This is a genomic window from Larkinella harenae, assembly GCF_054780515.1.
In genome coordinates this window covers 136,678-161,412 of record NZ_BAAGWE010000007.1, presented here as the reverse complement: position 1 = coordinate 161,412, position 24,735 = coordinate 136,678, and the positions used below count along the sequence as shown (strand labels likewise).

General features: G+C 49.5%; 21 protein-coding genes. 14 read left to right on the top strand and 7 right to left on the bottom strand.

Annotated features, from left to right (window positions below):
• Nucleotides 1-107: 107 nt before the first annotated feature.
• From ACYVH9_RS25850 to ACYVH9_RS25815, 8 genes are all read left to right on the top strand, one after another.
• Entirely contained in the window at nt 108-1,268 is a 1,161-nt protein-coding gene (locus ACYVH9_RS25850) for a zinc-dependent alcohol dehydrogenase (protein WP_460639325.1), read from the top strand.
• 11 nt (nt 1,269-1,279) lie between these two features.
• Complete coding sequence (locus ACYVH9_RS25845; RefSeq protein WP_460639324.1) at nt 1,280-1,822, top strand: hypothetical protein; 543 nt, start codon at nt 1,280-1,282, stop codon at nt 1,820-1,822.
• Nucleotides 1,823-1,963: 141 nt separating this feature from the next.
• Nucleotides 1,964-2,995 (top strand): L-dopachrome tautomerase-related protein, encoded by a 1,032-nt coding sequence (locus ACYVH9_RS25840; protein ID WP_460639323.1) that lies wholly within the window; start codon nt 1,964-1,966, stop codon nt 2,993-2,995.
• 86 nt (nt 2,996-3,081) lie between these two features.
• On the top strand, nt 3,082-3,936 hold the full coding sequence (locus tag ACYVH9_RS25835; RefSeq protein ID WP_460639322.1) for an SRPBCC family protein: 855 nt from the start codon (nt 3,082-3,084) through the stop codon (nt 3,934-3,936).
• Nucleotides 3,917-5,083 carry a zinc-dependent alcohol dehydrogenase gene (locus tag ACYVH9_RS25830; RefSeq protein ID WP_460639321.1) on the top strand — a complete coding sequence of 389 codons (1,167 nt, stop codon included), beginning with the start codon at nt 3,917-3,919 and terminating at the stop codon, nt 5,081-5,083. Before ACYVH9_RS25835 ends, ACYVH9_RS25830 begins: the two co-directional genes overlap by 20 nt.
• A 230-nt stretch (nt 5,084-5,313) precedes the next feature.
• Nucleotides 5,314-7,812 carry an excinuclease ABC subunit UvrA gene (uvrA, locus tag ACYVH9_RS25825; RefSeq protein ID WP_460639320.1) on the top strand — a complete coding sequence of 833 codons (2,499 nt, stop codon included), beginning with the start codon at nt 5,314-5,316 and terminating at the stop codon, nt 7,810-7,812.
• Between the two features lie 759 nt (nt 7,813-8,571).
• The gene (locus ACYVH9_RS25820) at nt 8,572-8,907 is read left to right on the top strand and encodes a PadR family transcriptional regulator (RefSeq protein ID WP_460639319.1); all 336 of its coding nucleotides are present in this window, start codon (nt 8,572-8,574) and stop codon (nt 8,905-8,907) included.
• Between the two features lie 3 nt (nt 8,908-8,910).
• The gene (locus tag ACYVH9_RS25815; RefSeq protein WP_460639318.1) at nt 8,911-11,580 is read left to right on the top strand and encodes a permease prefix domain 2-containing transporter; all 2,670 of its coding nucleotides are present in this window, start codon (nt 8,911-8,913) and stop codon (nt 11,578-11,580) included.
• 1,279 nt (nt 11,581-12,859) lie between these two features.
• Here ACYVH9_RS25815 and ACYVH9_RS25810 read toward each other — a convergent pair.
• The 7 genes from ACYVH9_RS25810 to ACYVH9_RS25780 all read right to left on the bottom strand — a co-directional run bounded on the left by ACYVH9_RS25810 (nt 12,860) and on the right by ACYVH9_RS25780 (nt 17,454).
• Nucleotides 12,860-13,111: a hypothetical protein gene (locus tag ACYVH9_RS25810; protein ID WP_460639317.1), complete on the bottom strand. Its 252-nt coding sequence runs from the start codon at nt 13,109-13,111 to the stop codon at nt 12,860-12,862.
• Between the two features lie 268 nt (nt 13,112-13,379).
• A complete protein-coding gene (locus tag ACYVH9_RS25805; RefSeq protein WP_460639316.1) occupies nt 13,380-13,511 on the bottom strand; it encodes a hypothetical protein in 132 nt (43 codons plus the stop codon).
• Nucleotides 13,512-13,629: 118 nt separating this feature from the next.
• A complete protein-coding gene (locus tag ACYVH9_RS25800) occupies nt 13,630-14,091 on the bottom strand; it encodes a hypothetical protein (protein WP_460639315.1) in 462 nt (153 codons plus the stop codon).
• A 90-nt stretch (nt 14,092-14,181) separates the two neighbouring features.
• Nucleotides 14,182-15,060, bottom strand: coding sequence for a transglutaminase family protein (locus ACYVH9_RS25795; protein ID WP_460639314.1), 879 nt, complete (start codon nt 15,058-15,060; stop codon nt 14,182-14,184).
• A 20-nt stretch (nt 15,061-15,080) separates the two neighbouring features.
• Nucleotides 15,081-15,983, bottom strand: a complete 903-nt coding sequence (locus ACYVH9_RS25790; RefSeq protein ID WP_460639313.1) for an SAM-dependent methyltransferase — start codon at nt 15,981-15,983, stop codon at nt 15,081-15,083.
• Nucleotides 15,984-16,035: 52 nt separating this feature from the next.
• Nucleotides 16,036-17,112 (bottom strand): fatty acid desaturase family protein, encoded by a 1,077-nt coding sequence (locus tag ACYVH9_RS25785; protein WP_460639312.1) that lies wholly within the window; start codon nt 17,110-17,112, stop codon nt 16,036-16,038.
• A 9-nt stretch (nt 17,113-17,121) separates the two neighbouring features.
• Nucleotides 17,122-17,454 carry a winged helix-turn-helix transcriptional regulator gene (locus ACYVH9_RS25780; protein WP_460639311.1) on the bottom strand — a complete coding sequence of 111 codons (333 nt, stop codon included), beginning with the start codon at nt 17,452-17,454 and terminating at the stop codon, nt 17,122-17,124.
• A gap of 445 nt (nt 17,455-17,899) precedes the next feature.
• On the opposite strand from ACYVH9_RS25780, the gene ACYVH9_RS25775 reads away from it, so the two are divergent.
• From ACYVH9_RS25775 to ACYVH9_RS25750, 6 genes are all read left to right on the top strand, one after another.
• Complete coding sequence (locus tag ACYVH9_RS25775; RefSeq protein ID WP_460639310.1) at nt 17,900-18,190, top strand: hypothetical protein; 291 nt, start codon at nt 17,900-17,902, stop codon at nt 18,188-18,190.
• Nucleotides 18,191-18,602: 412 nt separating this feature from the next.
• On the top strand, nt 18,603-18,848 hold the full coding sequence (locus tag ACYVH9_RS25770) for a YtxH domain-containing protein (protein WP_460639309.1): 246 nt from the start codon (nt 18,603-18,605) through the stop codon (nt 18,846-18,848).
• Between the two features lie 639 nt (nt 18,849-19,487).
• Nucleotides 19,488-20,591 (top strand): fatty acid desaturase family protein, encoded by a 1,104-nt coding sequence (locus tag ACYVH9_RS25765; RefSeq protein WP_460639308.1) that lies wholly within the window; start codon nt 19,488-19,490, stop codon nt 20,589-20,591.
• A gap of 1,282 nt (nt 20,592-21,873) precedes the next feature.
• Nucleotides 21,874-22,215: a hypothetical protein gene (locus ACYVH9_RS25760; RefSeq protein WP_460639307.1), complete on the top strand. Its 342-nt coding sequence runs from the start codon at nt 21,874-21,876 to the stop codon at nt 22,213-22,215.
• Nucleotides 22,216-22,421: 206 nt separating this feature from the next.
• Nucleotides 22,422-22,637 (top strand): hypothetical protein, encoded by a 216-nt coding sequence (locus ACYVH9_RS25755; RefSeq protein ID WP_460639306.1) that lies wholly within the window; start codon nt 22,422-22,424, stop codon nt 22,635-22,637.
• A 431-nt stretch (nt 22,638-23,068) separates the two neighbouring features.
• Nucleotides 23,069-23,968 carry a bestrophin family protein gene (locus ACYVH9_RS25750; protein ID WP_460639305.1) on the top strand — a complete coding sequence of 300 codons (900 nt, stop codon included), beginning with the start codon at nt 23,069-23,071 and terminating at the stop codon, nt 23,966-23,968.
• Nucleotides 23,969-24,735 lie beyond the last annotated feature (767 nt).

Sequence of the window (24,735 nt, the reverse complement as noted above, 5' to 3'; positions counted from 1 at the left end):
TTGCTGATGAGACCGTTTTGCTGCTACGGCGCAAGCGTTTAGGCTGGCTTCAACGCGGTATGACAGCTTGAATCAATTCGTTTAATCACCTTTATCGACAGGTAGCTATGTTAGCAATGAACTTTCGCGGACCCCGTCAAATCCGGCTAGACCGGAATCGGGCCGAGCCCGAGATCAAGCATCCCTATGATGCCATTGTCCGGGTCACCCGATCCCTGATTTGCGGTTCAGACCTGCACTTGTACCACGGTCGTGTGCCCGATACTCGGGTGGGCATGACCTTTGGCCATGAGTTTACCGGCGTCGTCGAAGCCATCGGCTCGGGCGTGCAAAAACTCAAAGTGGGAGACCACGTGCTGGTGCCTTTCAACGTGGCCTGCGGCACCTGCCCACATTGCAAGCAGGAACTCTATGGCAACTGCAATGAGTCCAATCCGGAAGCCACCGCCGTTGGGGGCTTTTTTGGCTATGCGCACACCGGCGGTGGCTATGATGGCGGACAGGCCGAATACGTTCGGGTACCCTACGCCGATGTGAGCCCCACTGTAATCCCTGACGGAATCGACCTGGAAAACGCCGTCCTGCTGACCGACGTGGTACCGACAGGCTATCAGGCGGCTGAGCAGGGTGGGATCCAGAAAGGCGATACCGTGGTGGTGTTTGGCGCCGGCCCGGTGGGTCTGATGGCGGCTCGCTTTGCCTGGTTTTTCGGGGCTACCCGCGTCATTGTGATCGACCACGTCGATTACCGCCTGGAGTTTGCCCGCAAGTTTGCCTTCGCCGAGGCTTACAACTTCCAGGAAATGAAAGACCCGGTGTTGTTCCTGAAAAAAGCCACCGATTACTTTGGGGCCGACGTATGTATCGATGCGGTAGGCTGCGATGGCACCGGCAGTTTCCTGCAATCCCTGACCGGTAAAGGACTGCTCCTGCAAGCCGGCGATGCCACGGCCCTGCACTGGGCGATCAACTCGGTCAAAAAAGGCGGTATTGTGTCCATCATCGGCGTATACGGCCCGCCTTGGAACCTGGTACCCGTTGGCAGTCTGATGAACAAAGGGATTACCGTACGGGCCAACCAGGCTTCGGTGAAACGGCTGCTGCCCAAGCTGATTGATCACATCATGAATGGCCGCATCAACCCCAAGGAAATGATCACACATCGCATTCCGCTGGAAGACGTGTCGGATGCGTACCGCATGTTTTCCAGTAAGCTGGACCACATTATCAAACCCTTACTCATTCCGCCACGCGCCCACGCGATTTAACCCCTTGTCTTATGCAAACCGGATTAGAAGATCGAATAGCCGAATTTCAGGACCGAAAGATTGCGGATCGAAACCGGGATACCCGCACCAAAGACATCCCCGGCTGGGGGATGGATGCGGATCCGGAAAATGACCCCACCTACCCGATGAAGCATTGGAACGGGGCGGACCACGAGCGGCTCAATTATGAAAAAGCCCCCCAGCAGCGCATCGACATGGAGGTCCTGCATTCGGTGGAGCGGCCGGGCATCACCCGGGTCTTTGGCACGTCAACCCCGCCTACGGGCCTGAGTGGGGCTATCCGTCGCTATGCGTATCAGTATAGCGAAGCGACCGCTACGCACTGGATGACGCTGATATTGGCCGACCGGGTCAACGCCATTGAGGACAAGCTCGACGACTTAAGACACGGCATTCTTCCTAATCCCTGGATTGAACGGGGTTGGCGAGCGGAATGGAAGCACAACCGCCCTGCTTTTGTCCGCAAGGTCGCGACCACGGCTTTGCTGATCACGGCTGGCTACATGCTGCTGAAACGCAAGAACAAACGGTAATAGGTGTTATCCAGCGGGTCGCCTTAATTGGATCAACCCAGAAGCCGGCGCAAGCTGCACACTTCTGGGTTGATCCGTCTTGACCTGGGTAGCGAATAGGTACCTATTTACGGGTACCCTGTCAATTAAACCGATTCAATCATGAGTACGAGCAGTCAGGAATTGGAACCAGTTTTTTCCGACAATACTTACCAGTTAACCGGCGTGGCGATCACGAAAGACGGTCGTTTGTTTACCTGTTATCCGTTATGGCCCGGACCCCACCAGTACGGTGTGGTCGAAATTTTACCCAATAACCAGGTAAAACCGTATCCGGATGAGGCCTGGAACAGCTGGCAGGAAGGGGACGCTGGAAGGAACACATGGGTCTGTGTGCAGGCCGTGTACGTTGATGAGGAGAACTACCTGTGGGTGGTGGACCCCGCCTGCCCGAACATGGAACAGGTGTATGACGCTAGTTTTAAGCTGGTCAAATTCAATCTGGCGACCGACAGCATCGAAGCCGTGTACCGGTTTGAGGGCGTACTAAGTAACAAAAGCTACATCAACGATGTGCGGGTCGATACCCATAGAAAGGTAGCGTATTTAACGAATTCCAATGAAGGGGGGATTGTGGTGGTCAATCTGGCAACGGGAACCATCCGACAGGTATTGCGCAACCATCCGTCGGTGAAACATGACCCTTCCTTTACCCTGATCGTGGATGGGAAGGAATTTAAAAAGCAAGGGCAACCGGTACACCTTCAATCGGATGGTATTGCTCTAACACCGGATGGCGAGTGGCTGTACTACAAACCGCTCACCGACAATAAACTCTACCGCATCCGAACAGACTATTTGCGGGACGAAGCCTTGCCGGACGATCAACGGGAGGCTGCGGTGGAAGATTTGGGCCGGTTTACGGTTACGGACGGGATGATCTTCGACACCAACGGCAATCTGTACTTGGGCGATTACCAGAACTACAAAATGGTCCGAATAACACCTGAACACAACCTGGAAGACGTCGTAGCCGATGAGAGGCTGATCTGGCCAGATAGTTATTCCATATCGACGGATGGCTATTTGTACATCAGTTGCTCTCAGATCAATAAGCAGCCCGATTACAACGATGGCGAAAACAAACGAACCACCCCGTATGCCATTTACCGCATGAAGTTGCCTGATACCTAAAAGCGGTCTTTTCCCAGCTTGAATCGGAAGAGGCTGGCGAGCGGACTAATCAGACAGGCAAACAAACCTTTTATCTCCCTAAAATTATGGCAAACAAAAAACAGCCCGTGTCGCGTGTACTGGGCATGGGACAGATTGAGCCGGACACCAGCGGTTCCGGTCGAATCAATGTTGACAAGACGGAGCGAATCTGGTCGGCGGCTGGTGGAGCGCTGCTCGCCACGTACGGCCTGCGACGTGGTTCGTTTAGCGGGCTAGTACTGGCCACACTGGGCGGATTCATGGTCTACCGGGGAGCTTCGGGTTATTGCCCCATGAACCAGGCGCTGGGGCGAAATACGGCCGAGCCGAAGGCTGACGATAAGGCGGTGGATTCGATTGAAATCGCCAAAAGCCTGACGGTCAACAAACCGCGCAAAGAGGTGTATGCCTACTGGCGGCAACTGGAGAACCTGCCCCAGTTTATGTTTCATCTGAGCGAAGTTCGCCAACTCGACAACAAACGGTCGCACTGGGTAGCGAAACTCTCGGATGGTCTCCTCGCGAAAACGCTGGGAACGGTGGAGTGGGATGCGGAGATTGTTGAGGAGGCAAAAAACGAACGATTGGTCTGGAAATCAGTTTCCGATGCCCGGATTGACAACGCGGGCGAAGTCCGTTTTGTCGATGCGCCCAATGGCCAGGGTACGGAAGTTCACGCGGTGATCAAGTACCGGCCACCCGCCGGGCAACTGGGTGGTGCGATCATGAAGCTGTTCAACCCGGCTTTTGAGGAGATGATCAAACAGGACCTGCGCCGGTTCAAGCAATTGCTGGAAACCGGCGAAATCACGACCATCGCCGGGCAGCCGTCCGGTCGAAAAAGTGAGCAACAATCCGGCAAAAAACCGGTAGCTGAACACACCAAAATCGACGAAAAACATGAAAGCGCTATGTTATAACGGTGTTGGCGACCTGCGCACAGAGCGGGTTCCCGACCCGACCATCATCAACCCTAAAGATGCGATTCTGCGGGTAATTCTGTCCTCGGTTTGCGGCTCCGACCTGCACCTGCTCAACGGCTACGTGCCAACCATGCGCGAAGGCGACATTATCGGCCATGAGTTTATGGGCGAAGTGATCGAGATCGGCTCCGAGGTGAAGAAGCTGAAAAAAGGCGACCGCGTAGTGGTGTGCTCGATTCTGGGGTGTGGCGAATGTCAATATTGCCAGAGTACACAATGGTCGCTCTGCGATAACTCCAATCCCCACGCCTGGATACCGGAAAAAGCCTACGGTGATTCACCAGCCGGGATTTTCGGGTACTCCCACGCCTTTGGCGGCTATGCCGGCTCCCATGCCGATTACATTCGCGTACCGTATGCCGACCGGGGCTGCTTTGTCATTCCCGAAGGGTTGCCCGACGAAGCCGCTGTATTTGCGTCGGACGCCCTCCCCACGGGTTTTATGGCTGCGGATTTAGCCGACATCCAGCCGGGCAACGTCGTGGCCATATGGGGATGCGGAGGAGTTGGGCAGATGGCCATTCAAAGTGCTTTTCTATTAGGCGCGTCCCGCGTGATTGCCATCGACCGTGAGCCCGACCGGCTGCGAATGGCGAAAGACATCAGCGGAGCCGAAGTGCTGGATTTCTCGAAAGTCGATATTCAGGAAGCGTTGCGGGAGATGACCGGTGGGCGTGGCCCCGACCGCTGCATCGACTGCGTGGGCATGGAAGCGGTCAGCGAAGGACTGGATTATTACTACGACAAAACCAAGCAGTTTGTTCGTCTGGAATCCGACCGGCCGATTGTGCTGCGGGAAGCCATCCTGGCCTGTCGGAAAGGCGGAACCGTTTCGATTATTGGTGTTTATGGCGGCTTGGTCGACAGCATCCCGATGGGGGCGGCCATGAACAAAGCCCTGACTTTCCGAATGGGTCAGCAACACGGGCAGCGGTACATTCCCCGGTTGCTGGAGCATCTGCAAAAAGGGGAGCTGAATTCAGCCTTTATGCTGACGCACAAAATGTCGCTCGATCAGGGCATGGCAGGCTACGATCTGTTCAATAAGAAAGAAACCATGCGGGTCGTTTTTGCTCCGCACTAGTAGATTAAACTCATTTGTATGGCCGGTGTGAATCAGCCATACAAATGAGCCAATTCTAAATCAATGAAGCGGTCTTAGTCATTCCGACGGGTCTGCCCGTGTGGAATGACTAAGCACTTAACTTCTGACTTGTGCGAAAAAAGTTTATATCCTATGCCGAATGAGAAACTCGATTCGCAATCCAACAACCCCTCACCAGCAGTGGTTATCCAAGAAAAGCTACCCACGAAGTGAATTTTCCGTCTGAACATCAGCCGCAGGGCTTCATCCGCGTGCGTGGTGCCCGGCAGCATAATCTTAGAAATATCGATGTAGCCATTCCCCGGGATGCGCTGGTGGTATTTACCGGCATCTCCGGTTCCGGCAAATCCTCCCTGGCGTTCGGCACCCTCTACGCCGAGGCCCAACGCCGGTATCTCGAATCGGTATCCCCCTACGCCCGTCGACTCTTTAACCAGATGGCGGTTCCCGAAGTCGATGCCATCGAGGGCTTACCCCCAGCCGTTGCCCTGCAACAGCAGCGCGGTACGCCAACCACCCGCTCGTCGGTGGGCAGCGTCACTACGCTCAGTAACCTGGTGCGAATGCTGTATTCCCGGGCCGGGGATTATCCTCCGGGTCAGGGGATTCTGTATGCGGAATCCTTTTCGGCCAATACGCCCGAGGGCGCCTGTCCGACCTGTCACGGTCTGGGTAGCATCTACGAAGTTACCGAGGAATCGATGGTTCCTGACCCTTCCCTCACCATTCGGGAGCGGGCGGTGGCGGCCTGGCCGCTAGCCTGGGGTGGCCAGAACCTGCGTGATATTCTGGTGTCGCTGGGCTACGACGTCGACAAGCCCTGGCGGGAGCTTCCCCGAAAACAACGCGATTGGATTTTATTCACCGAGGAGCAGCCCGTTGTCCCGGTGTATCCCGGTTATACCCCCGAGCAAACCCGCCGGGCCATTGAACGCCGGGAGCCTCCCAATTATATGGGTACCTTCAGCAGCGCCCGGCGGCACGTGCTGCATACGTTCGCCAATACCCAAAGTCAGTTAATGAAAAAGCGGGTATCGGCCTTTATGCTCCAAACCCGCTGCCCAACCTGCCACGGAAAACGGTTGCGGCCCGAATCGCTGAGCGTTACCTTTGCAGGACTGGATATCAAGGACCTGTCCGAACTACCCCTTAAGCGCCTGACGACGCTGCTTCAACCCTTTACCGAAAACCCGAAAGAAGTTCAGCCCGAGCGGGCGGAAGTGATTCGCCGGATCACCGCCGATCTGGTAGCCCGCCTACAAGTATTGCTTCAATTGGGGCTGGGGTATTTGTCCCTGGAACGGAGCACGCCCACACTATCGCCGGGTGAACTGCAACGGCTGCGGCTGGCCACGCAGCTGTATTCGAATCTGTTTGGGGTGGTGTACGTGCTGGATGAACCCTCGGCGGGCCTGCACCCCTCCGATACCGAAGCACTGCTTTCTGCGCTGGCGGGCTTAAAACGGGCCGGTAACTCCCTGTTCGTGGTCGAGCATAATCTGGATGTCATCCGGCAGGCCGATTGGCTGGTCGATGTGGGACCGGGCGCTGGTGAGCAAGGCGGTCAGATTCTCTACAGCGGCCCACCGGCGGGTTTGGCCCACATCTCCGCATCACAAACCCGACCCTATTTATTTGTTTCGGAGAAAAACGCTTTAGCGTCCCCCCTTTCTCCTTCGGACTGGCTTCAGTTGGTTGGAGTAAGCCGGAACAACCTACAGGCGCTGGACGTAGCCATCCCCCTGGGCCTGCTGACGGCGGTAACCGGCGTATCAGGCTCGGGCAAGTCCAGCCTGATCAGTCAGGTACTGGTCGAACTCGTCGCGGCTCACCTGGGTCAGTCATTGACCGATGAGGACGAAGCAGATTCGATGGAAGAGGAGCGGCCGGTTACGACGGGTGGTAAAATCACCCATGGTCTGGAACGCATCAAGCGGCTGGTCCGGGTCGATCAGAAGCCCATTGGCCGCACGCCCCGCTCCAACATGGCCACCTACACGGGTCTGTTTGACGCCGTCCGGAAACTGTTTGCCGCCACGCCGATGGCCCGCGAACGGGGCTACGATGCCGGCCAGTTTTCGTTCAACGTGGCCAAAGGTCGCTGCCCCAACTGTCAGGGAGAAGGTTTTGTGATGGTCGAACTCCTGTTTCTGCCCAGCGTTTATAAGCCCTGTCTGGTTTGCCACGGTGCCCGCTACAACGATCAAACCCTGGAGGTCCGTTACCGGGACAAAACGATCGCCGAGGTGCTGGCCCTCACGGTTGACGAAGCGCTCGCTTTTTTTCAGGAAGAGCCAACCGTTTTGCGTTCGCTGACAGCGCTGGGCGAAGTGGGACTAGGGTATTTGCGATTGGGGCAACCCGCTACGGAGCTATCCGGCGGAGAAGCCCAGCGGATCAAGCTGGCGACCGAATTGCAACGCCCCAACAACGGTTCTTCACTGTACATCCTCGATGAACCCACCACCGGTCTGCATCCGGCTGATGCGGACAAGCTACTGGGTCAGCTTCGCAATTTGGTGGCCGGGGGCAATACCGTCATTGTGGTGGAGCATAACATGCGGGTCGTCCGGGCCAGCGATTGGGTCATCGACATGGGACCGGGAGCGGGTGATGAGGGCGGACAGGTGGTGGCTCAGGGGCCTCCTGGGGAAGTGGCTCAACACCCCGGTAGCCGCACTGCGCCGTACTTAAAGCCATATCTGTAGTTACTGGTAATTGGTATAAGGACCGAATAGGCCACGGTGGCTATATTTCATCGATCTGACCGGGTTATAAAAGTGCTTTTAGGTTTGCACAGTGTTTCTGTCTTTATGCTAGCTACTCTTGTCTTACCTGTTGCATTAAACGCCCGTTTTTCCGGTACAGTGCAGCACAATTTCCCCTGGCCATTCACGATTTGAACTACTAGTCTCAAAAACTTATTTCACAAAACAATGTTCCTTTTTCAACATCCCAGGTGAGTTCGCGCGACAGTATCGCAAAGGTCTGGCCAGCATCATACAGAAGGAAATAACTGATAGGGCGGACTTTTGCTTTAAATGCCCCTGGCAGGATTTCACAAATGTTATTTCGAATTTAATGTGATTGGAAAGGGGAGGATGAAACGGACTCCCGATCAAAATTCATAAGCTTTTTGAGCCGTACACACTTATATGAAAACGACGATTCTATTTTGGGTCAACAAGTCAGTTCACAAGTAAACGTTAGTTGAAGTATAAACCGTAGTGATGGTGTAAATATTAATTGTCTCACGAAAAGGAGCATTTTATGAGAATGTTCTCATGTGTATATCCGAGGTTATATAAACGGATTATGGTGGCCTATTCCGGACAGCATTTGTTCGATTTCGGACATTTAACCCATATTAATCTGGGTATATTCCTGATAGTTAACTATTTATATTATTGGCACTCTATTTGTTCAACAAGTGCTAAAGAAATATATTTATTTTTAGCTAGTTTGTGATGAGTCGAACCTATCTGGGGGAGTTTGAAGAGCTAGTCTTACTGGCCGTGGCCCTCCTGCAAGACCAGTCCACCGGGGCCTATGGCGTCACCATTGCCGACGAACTTCAGCAACGTACCCATCGAACCACCTCCGTGACGGGGGTGCATGTGGTCTTGTATCGCCTGGAAGAGAAGGGCCTCGTTAACTCGGAATTGGGTGGCGCTACCCTAGCCCGGGGCGGACGGCGCAAACGCTTATTCATCCTGACGGCCGAAGGCCAGCAAGTACTGCGGGAGATGCGTCAACTCCGGATGGGATTTTGGGAAGCCTTACCCACCCCTTTCTTTTCCTAACCCATGAACAAGTTTTTCTCCGACCCGACACCTCAGCCGCCCCGCTGGGCCGACCGCCTGCTCAGTTGGTTGGCGCCCCCTGATCTGCTGGAAGAGTTGCAGGGAGATCTCCACGAGCAATTTGCCCAGCGAGCCCGCCAGGTGGGTTCCTGGCGAGCCTGTTGTTGGTATGGTTGGGAAGCGCTGAAGGTCATTCGACCCTATTACCTACGGCGTCGAGTGGCCAGCCTGACCAACCGGCAAAAGGAGCCCTGCCCCGAGCGACCGGCTGCCACCCGTCCTTACTTTACCCCTGAACACTTCTCGCCATCTTTAATCAATCCGGATATGATTCGCAGCTACGTTAAAATCGCCTGGCGCAACCTGTGGAAAAACAAACTTTTTTCAGTGGTCAATATCCTGAGCTTATCCCTGAGTATGGCGGTGGGTGTCATTCTTTTTACCGGCCTGAAAGCCACGTTTGATACCGACCATTTTCATCCCCAATTCAATCAAATCGTGCGCATACTCACGCAAGAAACTAAGGAGGGGGAACAAACCCAATGGGCAACTGCTCCATTGCTGTTGGCATCTCAATTGGAAAGCGTCTCTTTTGTAGAAAAAACGGTTAAAGTACGTCTGGCAGGAAAACATAACCTGCAAACCGACAAAGGGGATGTACCGATTGACCTAAAATTTTCAGAACCTTCTTTTTTTGATGTTTTTGGCTTTCGCCTGTTGTCAGGTAATGCACAAAGCCTGGCCACGAATTCCACCACCCTTTTTTTAACCCAAAAAACAGCCCAGAAACTATTTGGTAGCACCCATGTCTTAGGACATACGGTTCAAGTTGAAAAGTTAGGTTCTTTTACCGTTGGGGGAATAATCCAGGACCCACCTTTAGAAACCCATCTACCCATTGAGGCAATGGTATCAATTCGTTCGGCTGAAATGCTGGAAAAAAAAGGCGTAATCAGTGGTATTTCACAAGATTGGGGAAGCTTCAAGAGTTCAGCCATTTATGCCCGTTTAAAATCAGACGGTAATTTAGAGCAACTTCATGCAACGCTCCAGCACTATAATCGGAAATTGGATAAGAGCAATCTCCAATTTTCGGCCCAACCCATCGAAGCTATTACCCCTGGAAAAATCGATCTTAAAAATAACCCCAATGCGGGCACTAGTTGGGAAGACGTAAAAACGCAGCTATTCATCATTCTATCGTTAACCCTTTTAGCGGCTTTCAATTATATCAGTTTGGCATTGGCGCGTGCTTTCTCGCGGGCGCAAGAAGTAGGAGTTCGCAAAACCATAGGCGCAACAAGAGGACAAGTTATCGGTCAATTTTTAACGGAATCGACCCTTGTTGCCCTGTTTGCTTTGTTGTTTACCGTGCCCTGTGTTACCATTTTAGCCCACTATATACCCGATATGGATGATGTGACATTCTCCTGGGATATAGCCTTAGTAATAGGCTTGATAACCTACGCCGTTATCACCGGCTTAGTCGCAGGGGCATTTCCGGCCTGGCTATTGTCAGCGTTTCAGCCGATACAGGTTTTGCGTAAAATGAAGAATATTAAGCTGTTCCGGGGTGTTGCGGTTTACAAAGCGTTGATTGTTGTTCAATTTTCTGTGACCATCCTGTTCATGATATTGGTTGTCATCGTAGCCGACTATGATCGAAAGAACAATGCAATCATCCGCTCAACCGTGCCATCCAATGTTCTGACACTGGATTTGAAAGGTGAAAACTATCAAAACCTGCAAAACGAAATAAATCAGTTAAGTCAGGTAGAAACGACTTTGGCCACTAACTGGTACTATGAACCCATTAAAATGGGTAAAGATTCGGTAACGCTAAACAATAAAACGCTGGAAATAAATTACGTAAGTATTGACCCACGCACCATTGAAACAGAAGGTATCCGCTTACTAGCGGGGCAAAATTTTCCTTCAACTATGCCCCAAAGTACGGAGCAATATGTGTTGGTGAACGAAGCTGCCGCAAAATTATTGGAATCTAAATCGGAGACCCTAGTGGGACAAAATCTCTTGCTGGACTCTGCCTCTGTACAAGTCATTGGCATCATATCCAATGAGCTAATTGGCCAACAACTCCCTTTAATCTATCGGTATTTGCCAAATGAAATAACCACCTTGACCATAAAAATAAAGCCAAGTACTGAAATGAAAGCGACCAGGGCCATTCAATCGGTATGGAAAGACCATTTTCCTGAGAAAACAGCAAATCTTTATAACTTAAAAAAGTATCGTTATTCAGGAGAAATCAATGGAGAAATCAGTGGAGAAATGGAGATTTTCGGAGGCACTGCCCTGATTGTTATGATCATCGCTGCTTTGGGCATTTTAGGCATAGCCAGTTACTCCGTAGAAACGCGCACGAAAGAACTGGGTATAAGAAAAATATTGGGAGCAAACAATATAAAATTGGTGTGGATAGTTACCAAGAATTTTGGTATTCTTATCCTAATTGCCGGCCTTATTGGTGTTCCAGCTGGCTTGTTTTGTGGTGATTTACTACGAAAAGAAATGGGCAGTTATCTTGATTTAGGTCTTATAAATATAAGCATAGCCTTTGGTTTGGTTGCAATAGTCGGGCTTCTGACTGTCCTATCCCAGACCATTCGAGCGGGGCAAATTGAACCGGTAAACGTTTTAAAATCAGAGTAAAAAAGCTAAAACGTCATTGGCAGGTTGGGACGATGGCGAGACAATTACTTCTATTCCGCGACACCATGACGAGACTGTAACGACCGATTACCAGTGGTGAGAAGAAGAACACATATTGCTAACAAAATGGTTCTGCAGTGTAATCGATAAGTGTGTATAGTCAGCTGAAAGTTTACAGATGAGGCTAGGCATAGGTGGTGCGCCACTGCGACGCTATCGCGGGTTGGAGCAGTGCAACGTGAAGAGAGCCTATTAGCTTGCAGATTAGCTAAGACACTAATTCATGGATGTCCGTCGCTTAAAATGCCCGATTTCCTAAGACAGTGCCTCAAGCTTTTCCTTGGCCGTTCTTGGTTTGAACTACCATTCTCAAAAAAAAGCTATCCGCCGGGCCCGCGACGGCGTACCGTTCGCAATTGCGCCCCACTCCCGTCACAAATCTATGCGGCCACCGCGTGGTTCCTATTCAGCCTTGCAGATGAGTTTGAGCTACAATTCCATCTACATTCTTCAGAAGTGAAAACACGTAAAGCTGCCTGTCGCTTTTAACACCCATTCCGGTGTTCACACAGTTTATTATGGTTTCTTTAAATTTGGAAAGGAAATAAAAGGGGGTATGATCAGCATTTCATAGCTTTTTGACCCTACTCTTTTCATGGCGAACAACAGTCCAAACTGGGATCTGCAAGTCAGGTAAAAAAGCCCTTACTTGTCTTCCTAGGAGAGCACTTTTTGAGCGCATCAAAGAGTAACCATTCGCGGTTTACTGGCCCTGAAATAGGGGTGAGATCGAAGAATTTGACTCAACTGTTTTGGTATATCTGTCCAAATACCGAAGGGCTAAATCACCATTGATGGGTGGAAGCAGACTTTGAGCCATCAATGGTGAGGTTTTGATGCGTTTAAACTGTCGGCTATGGGACGGAGTTTGCGTACGATGGACGGCTGATTGCCAAAATCAAGAATCCTTTTTGTTATCGCGTTTGGCCTTTTTGTCGGCTCGTTTCTCCTTCAATGTCTTCGTTGCCTCTTTTTTGACGCTTCCTTTAGTGGGAGCTTTCGGCTGGGCCATGATTTTGGAATTTTAGTTGAAAGGTATCATTTACTAATCGTGATTTGGAACGGGGCGAATTGTAAAGGAAATATCGGTAGAAGCCCTATTTCCCAACTTCTATGAAAACCTAGACATTATTTACACAAAGCATACCTGTCACAATTTGGAGCACTAATCATTACATGAAAATCAGAGCTTTGTTTTCTGCCCACTCAAAAACAGGTATCATGAACTCAATACCGCAATATATTCCTGCTGTAACTTTAGCATTTGTACGCCAATGGGCTCCCCATCAAATACCTCTATTGGTAAGAAGATACGCTCGCCAGCTTCATTAATCAGAAAAGCCAAGAGAAGCACATAGCCATAGGCATGATAGCTATTCAAAACATCCATCTGTACTTCAATCGTAGTATCATGGAGTCGATGGCTCTCCACAGTGCCATTCGGAGCCAGATGGGAATAATGAAGGCACATACAGTTATACAGGAAATTATAACGATCAAACTTTGATTCTTTGATTGTTTGCTGTTGACACCTCTCCTAATTAGAGAACGGCCCAAAAAACCTCTTTTTAAAAATGCATTGTACATGGCCACCACCCTCAGAATCAAGATAGAAGTCCGTTGCAAAACTCCACGAGCACATTGGAAAAACCGCCAGTCGATATTTACTGCTACTCGGCAGCCATGATGTATCCTGGTGACACTCTTCTGGTCGGGATGAAGCTCGGATCCTACTACCATTAGCCATAGCCTATCCAGAGCGCGCTGGTTTGTTGCCCTGTAGAAAGAGTGTCAAAAGAAGTCTCATCCAGTTCCAGTTTTTCCTGAACCCAGGCTTTATTTTTTAAAAGAAATTGATCGTATTCATGCATAACCACTGTTTTAGAGGCTGGGAATCATTACTGATCTTTTAGGGCATTTTTCTCAACAGAGTCCCGTCCACTCGGCCAATGACTTCACGCGTTGTGAAGTCATTAATGGAGAGATAGGCTAAGCAGGGTATGATTCTACTTCACGAACTAACCGCTGGATATGGTGCTTTAAGTAGATCCGTTGATCATCGATGAAAAACGCCAACTCGTCGTCAAAGTCCGTGGTAAAAAAACACCCATTGGCAAAATACCCAGTCCCCTGATTAAAATACCGGTTTAATCGGTCGGCTGGGAGATGATTGGGCAAATCCGCAATATGCTCCGGCAGGCAGGCGCGCAACCAGATCACCAGGGATGTAATATCCTGAACCTTTCCCTTTACTCCAACTGCGTCGGTAAAATCAAGGTGATGACCCCGTTTTTGGGAAAGCATTAACAACTCATCCACATCAATGATTAGTTCGGCAAAAATGATTTTCCAGGAGTCATTTTCATCGGAATCCCGGTGGAAGGCAGCCGACTCCATGAGTTCATGGATCCGATTCAGGCAGTGGTTCATCGGTTCGGTGTTGGCAAACATAACTTTCGGTAGATTTTTGGTTACTGCCCCCACAATCAGGAGGCAGGCAATAGGGTAAGAAAGCCGTCCCCAAACTGACCGGACAGTTGTTTAGGGTAAGCGAACTAAGGTATGGGTGTACGTTAACCTGACTTCACTTAAATCACTGGTCCCAGTGACCGGTGCAGCCGCCGACGGCTGTGGCGTGCAGGCCAGTGGGATGTGACCTTCGGTCGCCAGCACCCCCGAGGTAGGATCCAGACCAATCCAGCCCGCTCCGGGGATGTATACTTCCGCCCAGGCGTGCAAGGCCAAGGTGTTTTCGACGGCGTTGGCCTGTTTCTGGACGGCCGGTTCATCCGCAGCCACCTGAGCCAGATACCCCGACACAAAGCGGGCGGCTAAGCCCAGGTGCCGCAAAATCTGCACCAGCAGCCAGCCCGAATCCCGGCAGGAACCAATCGCCCGTTGCAGGGTTTCTTCGGCGGTTTGTACGCCGGATTGCAGACGTTCGGTGTACGTGATGGCTTGATAAAGCTGTTGGTTGAGACGGATTAGAAAGTCCACCGTATCCCGCTTGGTTTGATCGACCTGCCTTACCCATTGGTCTAGATAGGGTCCCGGCTCTGAATAGTCCAGGTAAGGCGCCAGGTCTTTTTTGAGCTGGGCATTATACTCGAACGGAAAGGTGGCAGCATCGGTATCCACAAAAAAGTCGAAGGGGTTAACCGGTTCCAGCCGGGCCACAACCTGAACCTGAATAGTCATGGTTTGCACGGCATCTGTGAAATCGACCCGGGCGATAAAATTGCCAAAAGGATCCTGTTGCCAGTGCAGCACGTGATTGGCCGGTTCGATCGTCAGCGAATACGATTCAATGGCGGCCCGGCTGTGAGCGGCTGGTTTAAGCCGGATCAGGTGGGACGACAGAAAAACCATTCGGTCATAGTTGTATTGGGTATGGTGGTCTAGGGCGACTCGGATAGCCATTGTGGGTTAAATAAAAACGATTACACTTTTTCGAACACCAGCCGGTAATGGTCCATGATCTGACGCTGAAAACAGATGCGGTTTGGACTCCTCCGAAAAACAGCGATTAAATCCTGAAAGGCCTTGTTGGTCAGTAAGCGGGGTAACAGGGAGACATATAAGGCGTACTTTTTCCACTGAAAGGCCCGGAACCGCTTTCGCCATTGACCAATGGTTTCAATGTAGTCCAACCGTCCACTGCTTTGCGACACCAGCTTGAAATGGGGCCGTGCATTGCGAACCACCTGCTCGAGGCCATCGGGTAGCCATGAACCCGGAAATTGGGCAATCATCAGTGCCATCGCGTAGGAGTCCGAGTCTTTGGGGGCCTGCAGACTGATCTGTTCGAGCGGGACCCTGTTTTTACTGAATACCATCGTTTGCATGTAAAACCGACCCCCTACAGGTAATAACGCATTGACTTTGCGAAAAAAATCGGCATAGACCTCATCCTGCTCACCAGCCTGAAATTGCTGAATCGAACAGAAATGTTCCAGCCCACCGATGCAGGTGACGGCATCGAACAACCCGTAGTCTTCCGGTTTGATCAACCGGCAATCCTTTACTTCCACCCTCAGTCCATTCGCCACACAGGCAGCCGCCTGGGCGAATGACAAGGTTACCCCCCTCCCTTGTACGCTTCGTTCTTTCAGGTAGGTCAGGAACGGTCCCCAGCCGCATCCCATATCCAAGACTTTTGATTCTTTGGTGATGCGCAGGCTTTCGGCGATGAAACGGTGTTTCTGCCGCTGGGCTTGTTCCAGGGTTAGTTCAAAATTACCGTTGTACATCGCACCGCTGTAGTCACCGGTCTGGCCCATGCTCAACCGAAAAATCTGATCAATCGTGGAGTAAGTAAACTCCAAATCCTGTTGATTAGCCATTGTTGTGTAGATTAAGTCCAGACTTACGCGGCCGAAACGTCGCACCGCTGACCTACGCGGCCCGACCCAGATTTTTTAGAAGACGATAGTGAGAATGAATCGCCGAGAAAAAGCTGGAATTTTCCAGGTAAGGAAGATCAAAGTCATGGGCGGTTCGCTTGACAATAGCGGTAATGGCCGGGTAATGAATATGACAGATTTTAGGAAAAAGGTGGTGTTCGATCTGGCGGTTGAGTCCACCACAGAAAAAGGCGGCTACCGCCGAACGGGGGGCAAAGTTGGCTGTTGTTCGCAACTGATGGATCGCCCAGGCTTCCTGAATTCCCACGCCTTCGGTCGGAACCGGAAAGGAGGTACCCTCCACCACGTGGGCTAACTGGAAAACCAGTCCTAAGATAAGACCTTCCACCAGGTGCATGCCGATAAAACCGATCAGCACCTGCCACCAAGAGATGTCTAGTAACAGATAGGGTAGCACCAGAAAGAAAAAATAGTAAACCGCTTTGGTCGCAAACAGCATAATATACTGCCGCCGGGGATGAGTTGAATTATCATGCTGACCAATTTGCCGTTTAAAGAATTTATAATAATCCTTCCGAAACACCCAGGAGAGTGAAGCCAGCGAGTACAAAGCGAAGGCATACCAATGCTGGAAGCGCTGCCAGGACCGTACGGGCTCCTCGGTATCCACGCGAATCAACCCCGGGGCAATTTCGATGTCTTCATCGTGGCCGGGAATATTCGTGTATGTATGATGAACCACGTTGTGTGTAATTTTCCAGACGTAAGGATTGGCTCCCAAGAGATAAAAACTGCTGCCCAGGAGCCGATTGACCCAGGCTTGGGACGAAAAAGCACCGTGCAGGGCATCATGGGAAACATTGAAGCCGATAAAAGCGGCAAAGGCCCCTAATCCAACGGTCAGGGCCAGCATCGTCCAGGGGCCGTATTGGTTGGATAGAATAAGGGTGTACAAAAGTAGATAGCCCCCTAAAAAGAAACCCGCTTTAATCCACATGGACCGATTGGCGTGGGGGGAAAGACTCCTTTCTTTAAAGTAGGCATCGACGCGCCGTCGCACGGTAGCAAAGAAAGCGGATCGTGTCGTATTGGTGAATTTGAGTTGCATAGCGTAACGTCAGTTAAATAAGTGGCCGACTTGCTGCAATTGACGCAGGATGGGTAAAGCCAGTCGGCCTTTTTTAGTAAGGGTATACTCGACCCGGGGTGGAACTTCAGCATACACCGTTCGGGTTAAAACATCCAGGGCCACCAGGGCTTTCAGCTCGCCCGCCAACATTTTCTCACTCATGGCTGGTAACTGCTCACGAAATTGCCGGAAGCGAAACGTGTCTTCCCCGATCAGCAGGATCATCGTCAGTCGCCATTTGCCGGAAATAATGACCAGGGCTTTACTAAGGAGGGTGAAATCCACCGGGGTGGGTACAGTGTTTCGGTTTTTGGGGACCATTGGACGGGTTTTGAGCCATGAACCGACTCGATTCAGATGACCGCCAAACGGCCGTGAAAAAATGTTAAACGTGTTGCGATGCGGCTGACAGGTGAAAAAATAGAATCGTCCGGCGATTGTCGCCAACGGTACTACAAACTAGCTGGGCAGGGAGAAAGGGCGTTAAAAGTGAAGCACCGGTGCGGGCCCTATAGCAGAGGTTACAAACTGACAACGTCGTAAGTAGCTTCCTAAGTTCAAAAAATGAACATTATTTTATATATTAACAAACCCGACTATGGTCATTGATGCAGGAAGACGTAAAGAGGCTGCTGGAATTTAATTCGCTCTGGAGTAATTCGTGATCAGTGCAACAGGGAAAAATTAGTTTTGCGAACAGCTTTATCGAGAAAGGGGTTATTAAACAAGGCTTCCTTTTTTTCGACCAGTACAATTCTTTCTCGCCATGAACCCAGACCAATCCATCACCATTATTTTGTTTGCCGGCTTTAATGAGGTGGCTTTACCAGAGGATGCCCAGCTGGTCGACGTACAGATTGACGGGTATCAAGCGAGTCTGGTGTTTAAAACAAAGAGGGCTTCCGCCAATGTGTACCGTCAATTTTATATTGCCTTTAATTCGGCCCCAACAGATTATACGCAAGGGGTTTTGCGACTCTTAAAGAAGATTGAGTTTTCCGACGGGACCTCAATGGCGATGATCTACGAGGTTTATCCGTATGAAGAAAGCCGATAATTCGAGTTGTTGCCTTCAATTCTTTAAAATACTCAAGTAATAGCAACATAGCCACTTGAGTAAGGTGCCGAGTAGCTAAACGCTACTCGGGCAACTTCATTCCGGAACAGACCTTATCAAGGGGCCGGTATCACCTCCGGCCAGGAGTTTGCCCCAATTCTCATAAACTAATCGGCGAAAGCAACGAAGAGCATCTTCGTATTGGAACTTTGCCAGGGTCTTGGTTACGCACCTGGTGGCGCATATCGTCCCGAATTGGGCAATGAAGGCCCCATGATCCCACCTGAACCCCAGCCAAGCTATAGGAAGCATAGGGCATACCTGCATCCTAACCCTGATTTATCCTTGTATTGCGATCCTGGCATGGTTTTGCTTTAGTCCTATATTCTATCAATGCATCAAGTTTGTACTTATGAAAATTTTTTTGACAGGAATTATTACGGGTGTAGCGATTGAGTACCTAACGGCTCCGCGCTCGGGAAAAGAAAGTCGTTCCCAATTATCGAAAACCATCGATGAACAAACGAAGGGGGTAAAAGACCAATGGGATAAGGCAGTAGCCCAGGAAAAAGAAACCGTGGATAGCCTAAAATCGCAGGCCAATAACTTAGCAAATAAAGATGTGGGCCAGATTGAGCAGGCCGTCAAAATGCAGTAGCAGCTTCCTTGTACTCGACGATATGAAAAGAAACCCTGATCATAACTGACCAGGGTTTTTTATTTTCTTCAGACTACCGGACGCAGTATAGCCAGCTGTTGCTCTACATCTATGGACCAGCCGACGCCAGCTAATTAGTTTACCTCTGCTCTTTTGCACCGACTGAATAGCATTGTCCGGTGGACCTGCTTCTTTTCCTGACGAATTCCGGATTCTGTAACCAAACAATGTAAACGCTTTCCCATGCAACTTCTATTGGCTGCCATAACCGCCCTCTATACAGGAATTGGAAGTTATCACGTGTATAGGGCTCGGCAAGAAAAACCCCATTCCCGAAGTAGACGCTATGCCTATGTATACTCGGCGATGTTTTTCAGCGCGGCCCTATTTTTTGCCCTCATCCTCTTTTACTTTGTTTTTCAGCGCTGAGCCATGTAAGAGTCATTAATCAAGAACTTTTGCGGTTTAAAAACGGATATAAGTGGTCCATTGTCTCACTATTCACCGCCTGTAGAGCCGCAATTCGGTTATAATTATAAAGTGCTGAAATTTAATTAATAAAGCAGGTTGTCAGTAACTACCGGAAGAACAAGCCATTGAAGACGCTCAGGTAACGAGTGAGAATCAGTTGAACCGACGATGAGGCAAGAAACCGTTAAATTTTCCAACCGGAACAAATCCCAATTCTTTTCAGTCCTTCGGGAGCGGGTAGAATTGTATTTCAAGCAGAGGGCCATTTCCAAGCAGGGAGATGCATCTTTAATCGGGAAGGGCATCTTTATGTTAGCCTTACTGCTGCTACCCTACGGCTTGATTGTAAGTAACCAGTTTTCCCCCTGGGCGTGCCTGGGATTTGCGGTTGTCATGGGGCTGGGTACGGCCGGCGTAGGCATGGCCGTCATGCACGATGCGAACCATGGTTCTTTTTCGGACCACCCCTGGGTTAACACCTTGTTTAGTTCAAGCCTGTATTTACTGGGAGGAAATGTGTTAAACTGGAAGGTTCAGCATAATGTGCTTCACCATACCTATACCAATATACATGAGGTTGACGAAGACATTACGGGCAAGTTTTTGCTGCGGTTATCCCGGAGCGACCCCCATATGAAGGTCCATCGCTATCAGCATATTTATGCATTTTTCCTCTACGGGTTAATGACATTATCCTTCCTGGTAAAAGACTTCCGGCAAGCCTATAAATACAATCATCGCACAGGCCACAAGCTGGTCAAGCCATTTTCGAATTACGATATCGGCTTGTTAATCAGTAGCAAACTGATCTATGTGCTGTTCATTGCTATATTGCCACTGGCCATTACGAAACTGACATTTGGGCAGTGGTTAATGGGGTTTTTGGTCATGCACTTCATGGCGGGCCTGGTTTTGAGTACCATTTTTCAACTGGCTCATGTGGTCGAAGGTGTCGAGCAGCCCGCGCCCGACGATAACGGGGTGATTACCAATGCCTGGGCAATTCATCAGCTTCGGACAACGGCCAATTTTTCGAGTCCGCGGCTATTATCCTGGTTTATTGGGGGACTGGATTTTCAGGTTGAACATCACCTTTTCCCCACCATTTCCCATATTCATTACCGCGCGTTGTCTTCGATTGTGCAACGCACGGCCCAGGAGTATTCAATCCCTTACAACCGGAAGGAATCCTTTTCAAAAGCCCTTGTTTCTCACATCCGGATGTTGAAAAGGTTGGGTAATTGTGTGAAAGGATCGATGAGTCTTAATTAAAATCGGATGGAATGGAGCGAACAGGAAAGCGAATACCCCAGAACACCGTGTTTTTGGGGATCAGATGGGTCGGTGTTGTATGGAATCGTGGGCCGATGTAACCGTTGGAAGTTAATTGCTTCTAAAAACCGGGGTGAGTATAGTACGGGAGATATTGCTTTAACGGAAATTGGCCGGGCTCAAAAGTGGGCAGACGATCAATTAGCCCGCCAATAACTTCAATTCCGTTTTTTAGGGCGGTTAATCGGGACCGATTGCCTTTGGTGACACCCGCCCGTGCGAATTACTTTAACTATAAATTCTCCTGCGGGCAACTTAACTGAAAATAAACTGTTCAGTATATATAGCTACCTCTTCAACGGTCCCTCATCCTCACCCTATTGGGTCCACCGTTAATCGGTCCTAGCGCCCTGTCTACCTCCTGCGCTCGTCCGTTGGATGATTTTTGAGTTCCACCAATCGGGTTCTTTTCATCAGGTGATTGATAGGTACGACCCGTTCGATCACGATAACAAATTATGTTCACTTTTTTACCCATTAGCCATGACCTTATTAAGAATTCGATTTAAAATTTACCGCGTTAGCTCTTCACTAATTGCTGGTATTAAGGATCTTTTACACAGAATCTTTCGTCCCGTCATTGATCAGAAACCATCCATTGTTGAAAGATTCGGACCCTTTACAACGGATAGTTTATCCCTGTTTACGCGCCAGCCGGAAGTAAGGCCGTCTATTCCAATGATCGAGCATCGCCGACTTGTTTGTCCGGTATTTGTAAGGCAAGTATCCTCCCCACCGTTTCGACCCTTTCATCGTGAAAGTTAACCTTAATCTGATCGACATTCCTTTCCAGGCAGGAGAACAGGTATGCGTTAAACATCTTTTCATGACTGGAGCGGTAACTACCAAAAAAGTACCATGCTAACCCACCTGCGTTTTTTTGTCTATGACAATTCCGACCGTCACACAGTCCATCATTTGCATGCCGATACGACAATAAGCTCGTTGGCAGGCTTTAGGTACGGGGAGCGATTAAGTATTACGGAACAATTCGAGGGAAGCACTGCGAAAAAGTACGTGGTTGCGGATTAGCCTTTCAGAAAACAACGAATCAGTAATTTGCCCGGTATGGAGCCGACAATCGACGTCTATTTAGTCCCGGAAGAAAAATGGAATGCATTTACGCCTGATTTCTCTTCAATCGCTAACCCCTGGCACGGTCCAACCTTATAACTGGTGAAATGAACGATCGATTCAATCAAACTAACTTTTAATCCATGCCATGAAAACGTTATTAGAGTGGGCAATTGGGGCGCTAACCAGCCGCCATCGTTTACGCAACAATCAGATTTTAGGGGAAATAAATCACGCCGGGCGAAACTCGGTCGAGCTTCTATTCCTGGATAAAGACCAACCGGAACGGGGTGCTGTTGAATTGTTACTGGTTCAGGGTAATTCGGTTCAACAACTGGTGAACGGCAGCTCATCGACTTTTTCCTGTCAGATTTTTACGCTGATGGAACTGACGGGTCGGTCAGACCACTCGAAAAAGCATCACGGCACTCTGCAATTTGCTACAACACAGGAGGTTATTCACTGGCTCGAAACCAGCCGTATTGCCTAACTATAAATCCATCAGTATATGTCTAAAATGACCTCAAAACAGCGTCGGCCAGTAGCGCTTCGACTCCTTTCTTTCGACAAAATGCCCTACCTGGTTCGTGGTATGACCAGCACGATTTTGCACTTGACCCATAAACAGGCCGCTAAACGATCTGATTTAATTACTCAGTTTACACCGATGCTCTCGGAATCGGAGCCTGCGCAACTATGACCCTTCTCTTTGATTATTTATTCACCCAAACGATGAATGGATTTGTCTGCCGGGTTCCAGTCCGAATCACGTGGGCAGGAGTTGTACTTCAGCAAGGAGAGAACACCGATGCACTTGAAGCGGTAGGTATTAACATCTACCAATGGGTTGGCAAAAAGCTGAACGTTTCTTTAAACGCTGGCGTCCACGCCATCACCGGACTTTCAGACTAAATTTTAGCGTAGAACGCCCCCTGGCTTCATCATGGACTTTTAAAATAGGGAGTTGATATGGTCCTATCAATCCGACATGATCAGGACGCAGCCATACCATTTCTGCCTTTTGAACCAAACCATGGATGGGATCCGCCGGATCTGAGGTATTTTCTGGTTTTATAAGCAATCGCTAACCCTGCTATTGGTGATACGAGTTGTCGGCCCCTATGAGCATAGAGTTACGAGTAGCTAGGCCGGTGGCTAAGTCGGGAAAGACCCTCAGGATGAACTTTTCCTGGTAGCTACTTGCCATCAAGACACTTAGTTTTCCAAACAAGTAAAAATACATTGAAAAACTTCCGGCTGCCGGGCTGTTCATGGGGCGAGGTGAATAATTCGTAACCTATGATAGTTGAAAGAACCTTCGTCCTCTTTTATTAACTAAATTTATGCTTCTTAATAATAAAATTTCCATTGCCTTTTTTATCCGCAACATCCGACGGGAAGCTTTTTTTGTTTTTCTGTTTGCAAACCTTATTGTCGTAATCAAGCTGGTTTTCAATCTTTGGTTTCTGATTATTCCTATAGCTATTCCAGTTCTACTCGGTACCTGTATCGCGCTTTTACTGGCCTTCCGCACCAATCAATCCTATGAGCGATGGTGGGAAGCCCGTATCGCCTGGGGGGCTATTACCAACGACAGCCGCAGTTTCATCCGTCAACTTCAAATGTTCGTATCAGGCGAGCCAGACAGAGAAGCCGTTATTCAAACCTTTATTCAGCGGCATTGTGCCTGGTGCTATGCACTGGGTGATAGGCTGCGTGGGCAAGATGCTACCACACGCTTAGAGGAATTTCTAAGTGTGGACGATGCCCGGCGTATTAGTAAAGCAGCTAACATACCAAATGCTTTGCTTCTTGATCATGGTTTGGCCGCTCGTAATCTTTATGATAATGCGCAACTGACAGATTATCAAATGGTTCAACTTAGCATCACAATGAACAACTTAACAGATTCGATGGGTCGGTGCGAACGAATAAAAAACACAGTTTTTCCCCGAACGTATACGTTCAACATGCAGGTATTCATCTACCTTTTTACAGCATTGTTACCTTTTTGCTTCGAAGCCGATCTTTATTTCTTGGATGTGCCGTTGGTTACGCTTATCTCCTGTGCCTTCATTCTAATTGAAAAAAGTGCAATACAGTTACAGGATCCCTTTGAAAATCAGCCTACTGATACCCCGGTAACGACCATTGCTCGTACGATTGAGATTGACCTCAAAAACATGGCTGCCTACGCAGTTATTCCTGAAAAATTGGTTCCTCAGGCCTATTACTCCTGCTGAATATCCAATTCGCCCCACCCCTGGATTAGTAGCTGACCTCATTAGATTATTATTTGTTGAGGAACTACTGTTCACGGACTGGTAAAACTATCGCGAGGGGTAACCAGACTGTCCTCGCTGTCCTATGAGCTTGTTTTGGCGCTAGCGGTGTACAGTAGCGATTTGAGTCGGATCGACGCTCAGACACGGGATATTGCGGTCTGGCGGGTTGGCTGCTGTCATAACCTAACACCCATTCCTTCCGAGAAGATCAATGGGTGCTATGAATCGGGCGTCAATTCATGTTTTCGCATGCCGATGGTTTTTAATAGCCTGATAATCAGTTTGAACTGAGGTGTTAATTCTGTTCCGTTTCAACCTGGAGCTGGTTGAAACGGAACAGAATTTAGTCAGCTTTCTTACTGGCTCAAATGACTTAAAATCGATACGTTATTGGAAGTTAGCCAGGCATGCTTTCCAAAAGCGTTCAAGCTGTTTACCGCTGCTCCAGTGGGAATACAACTCGTTGATGAGTCCGTAACAACCGGTTTTCACTCAGTTTTTATCGTTTAAATTGGAAAGGGGGAGGAAAAAAGCAAATTTGAGCAGTAATTCATACCTTTCTAGCCCTATCACACCTTGATGTAAATAATGAGAAGGTTTCAGGTCAACAATTCTGTTCAGAAGTATATGGATTTTTGCAGGCAAATCGATAGGATGGTTGAAATATCATCGTCTGAGGAAAAGGAGGATTACGTAAGAATGTCCTAAAAATTTGGGTATTTCCG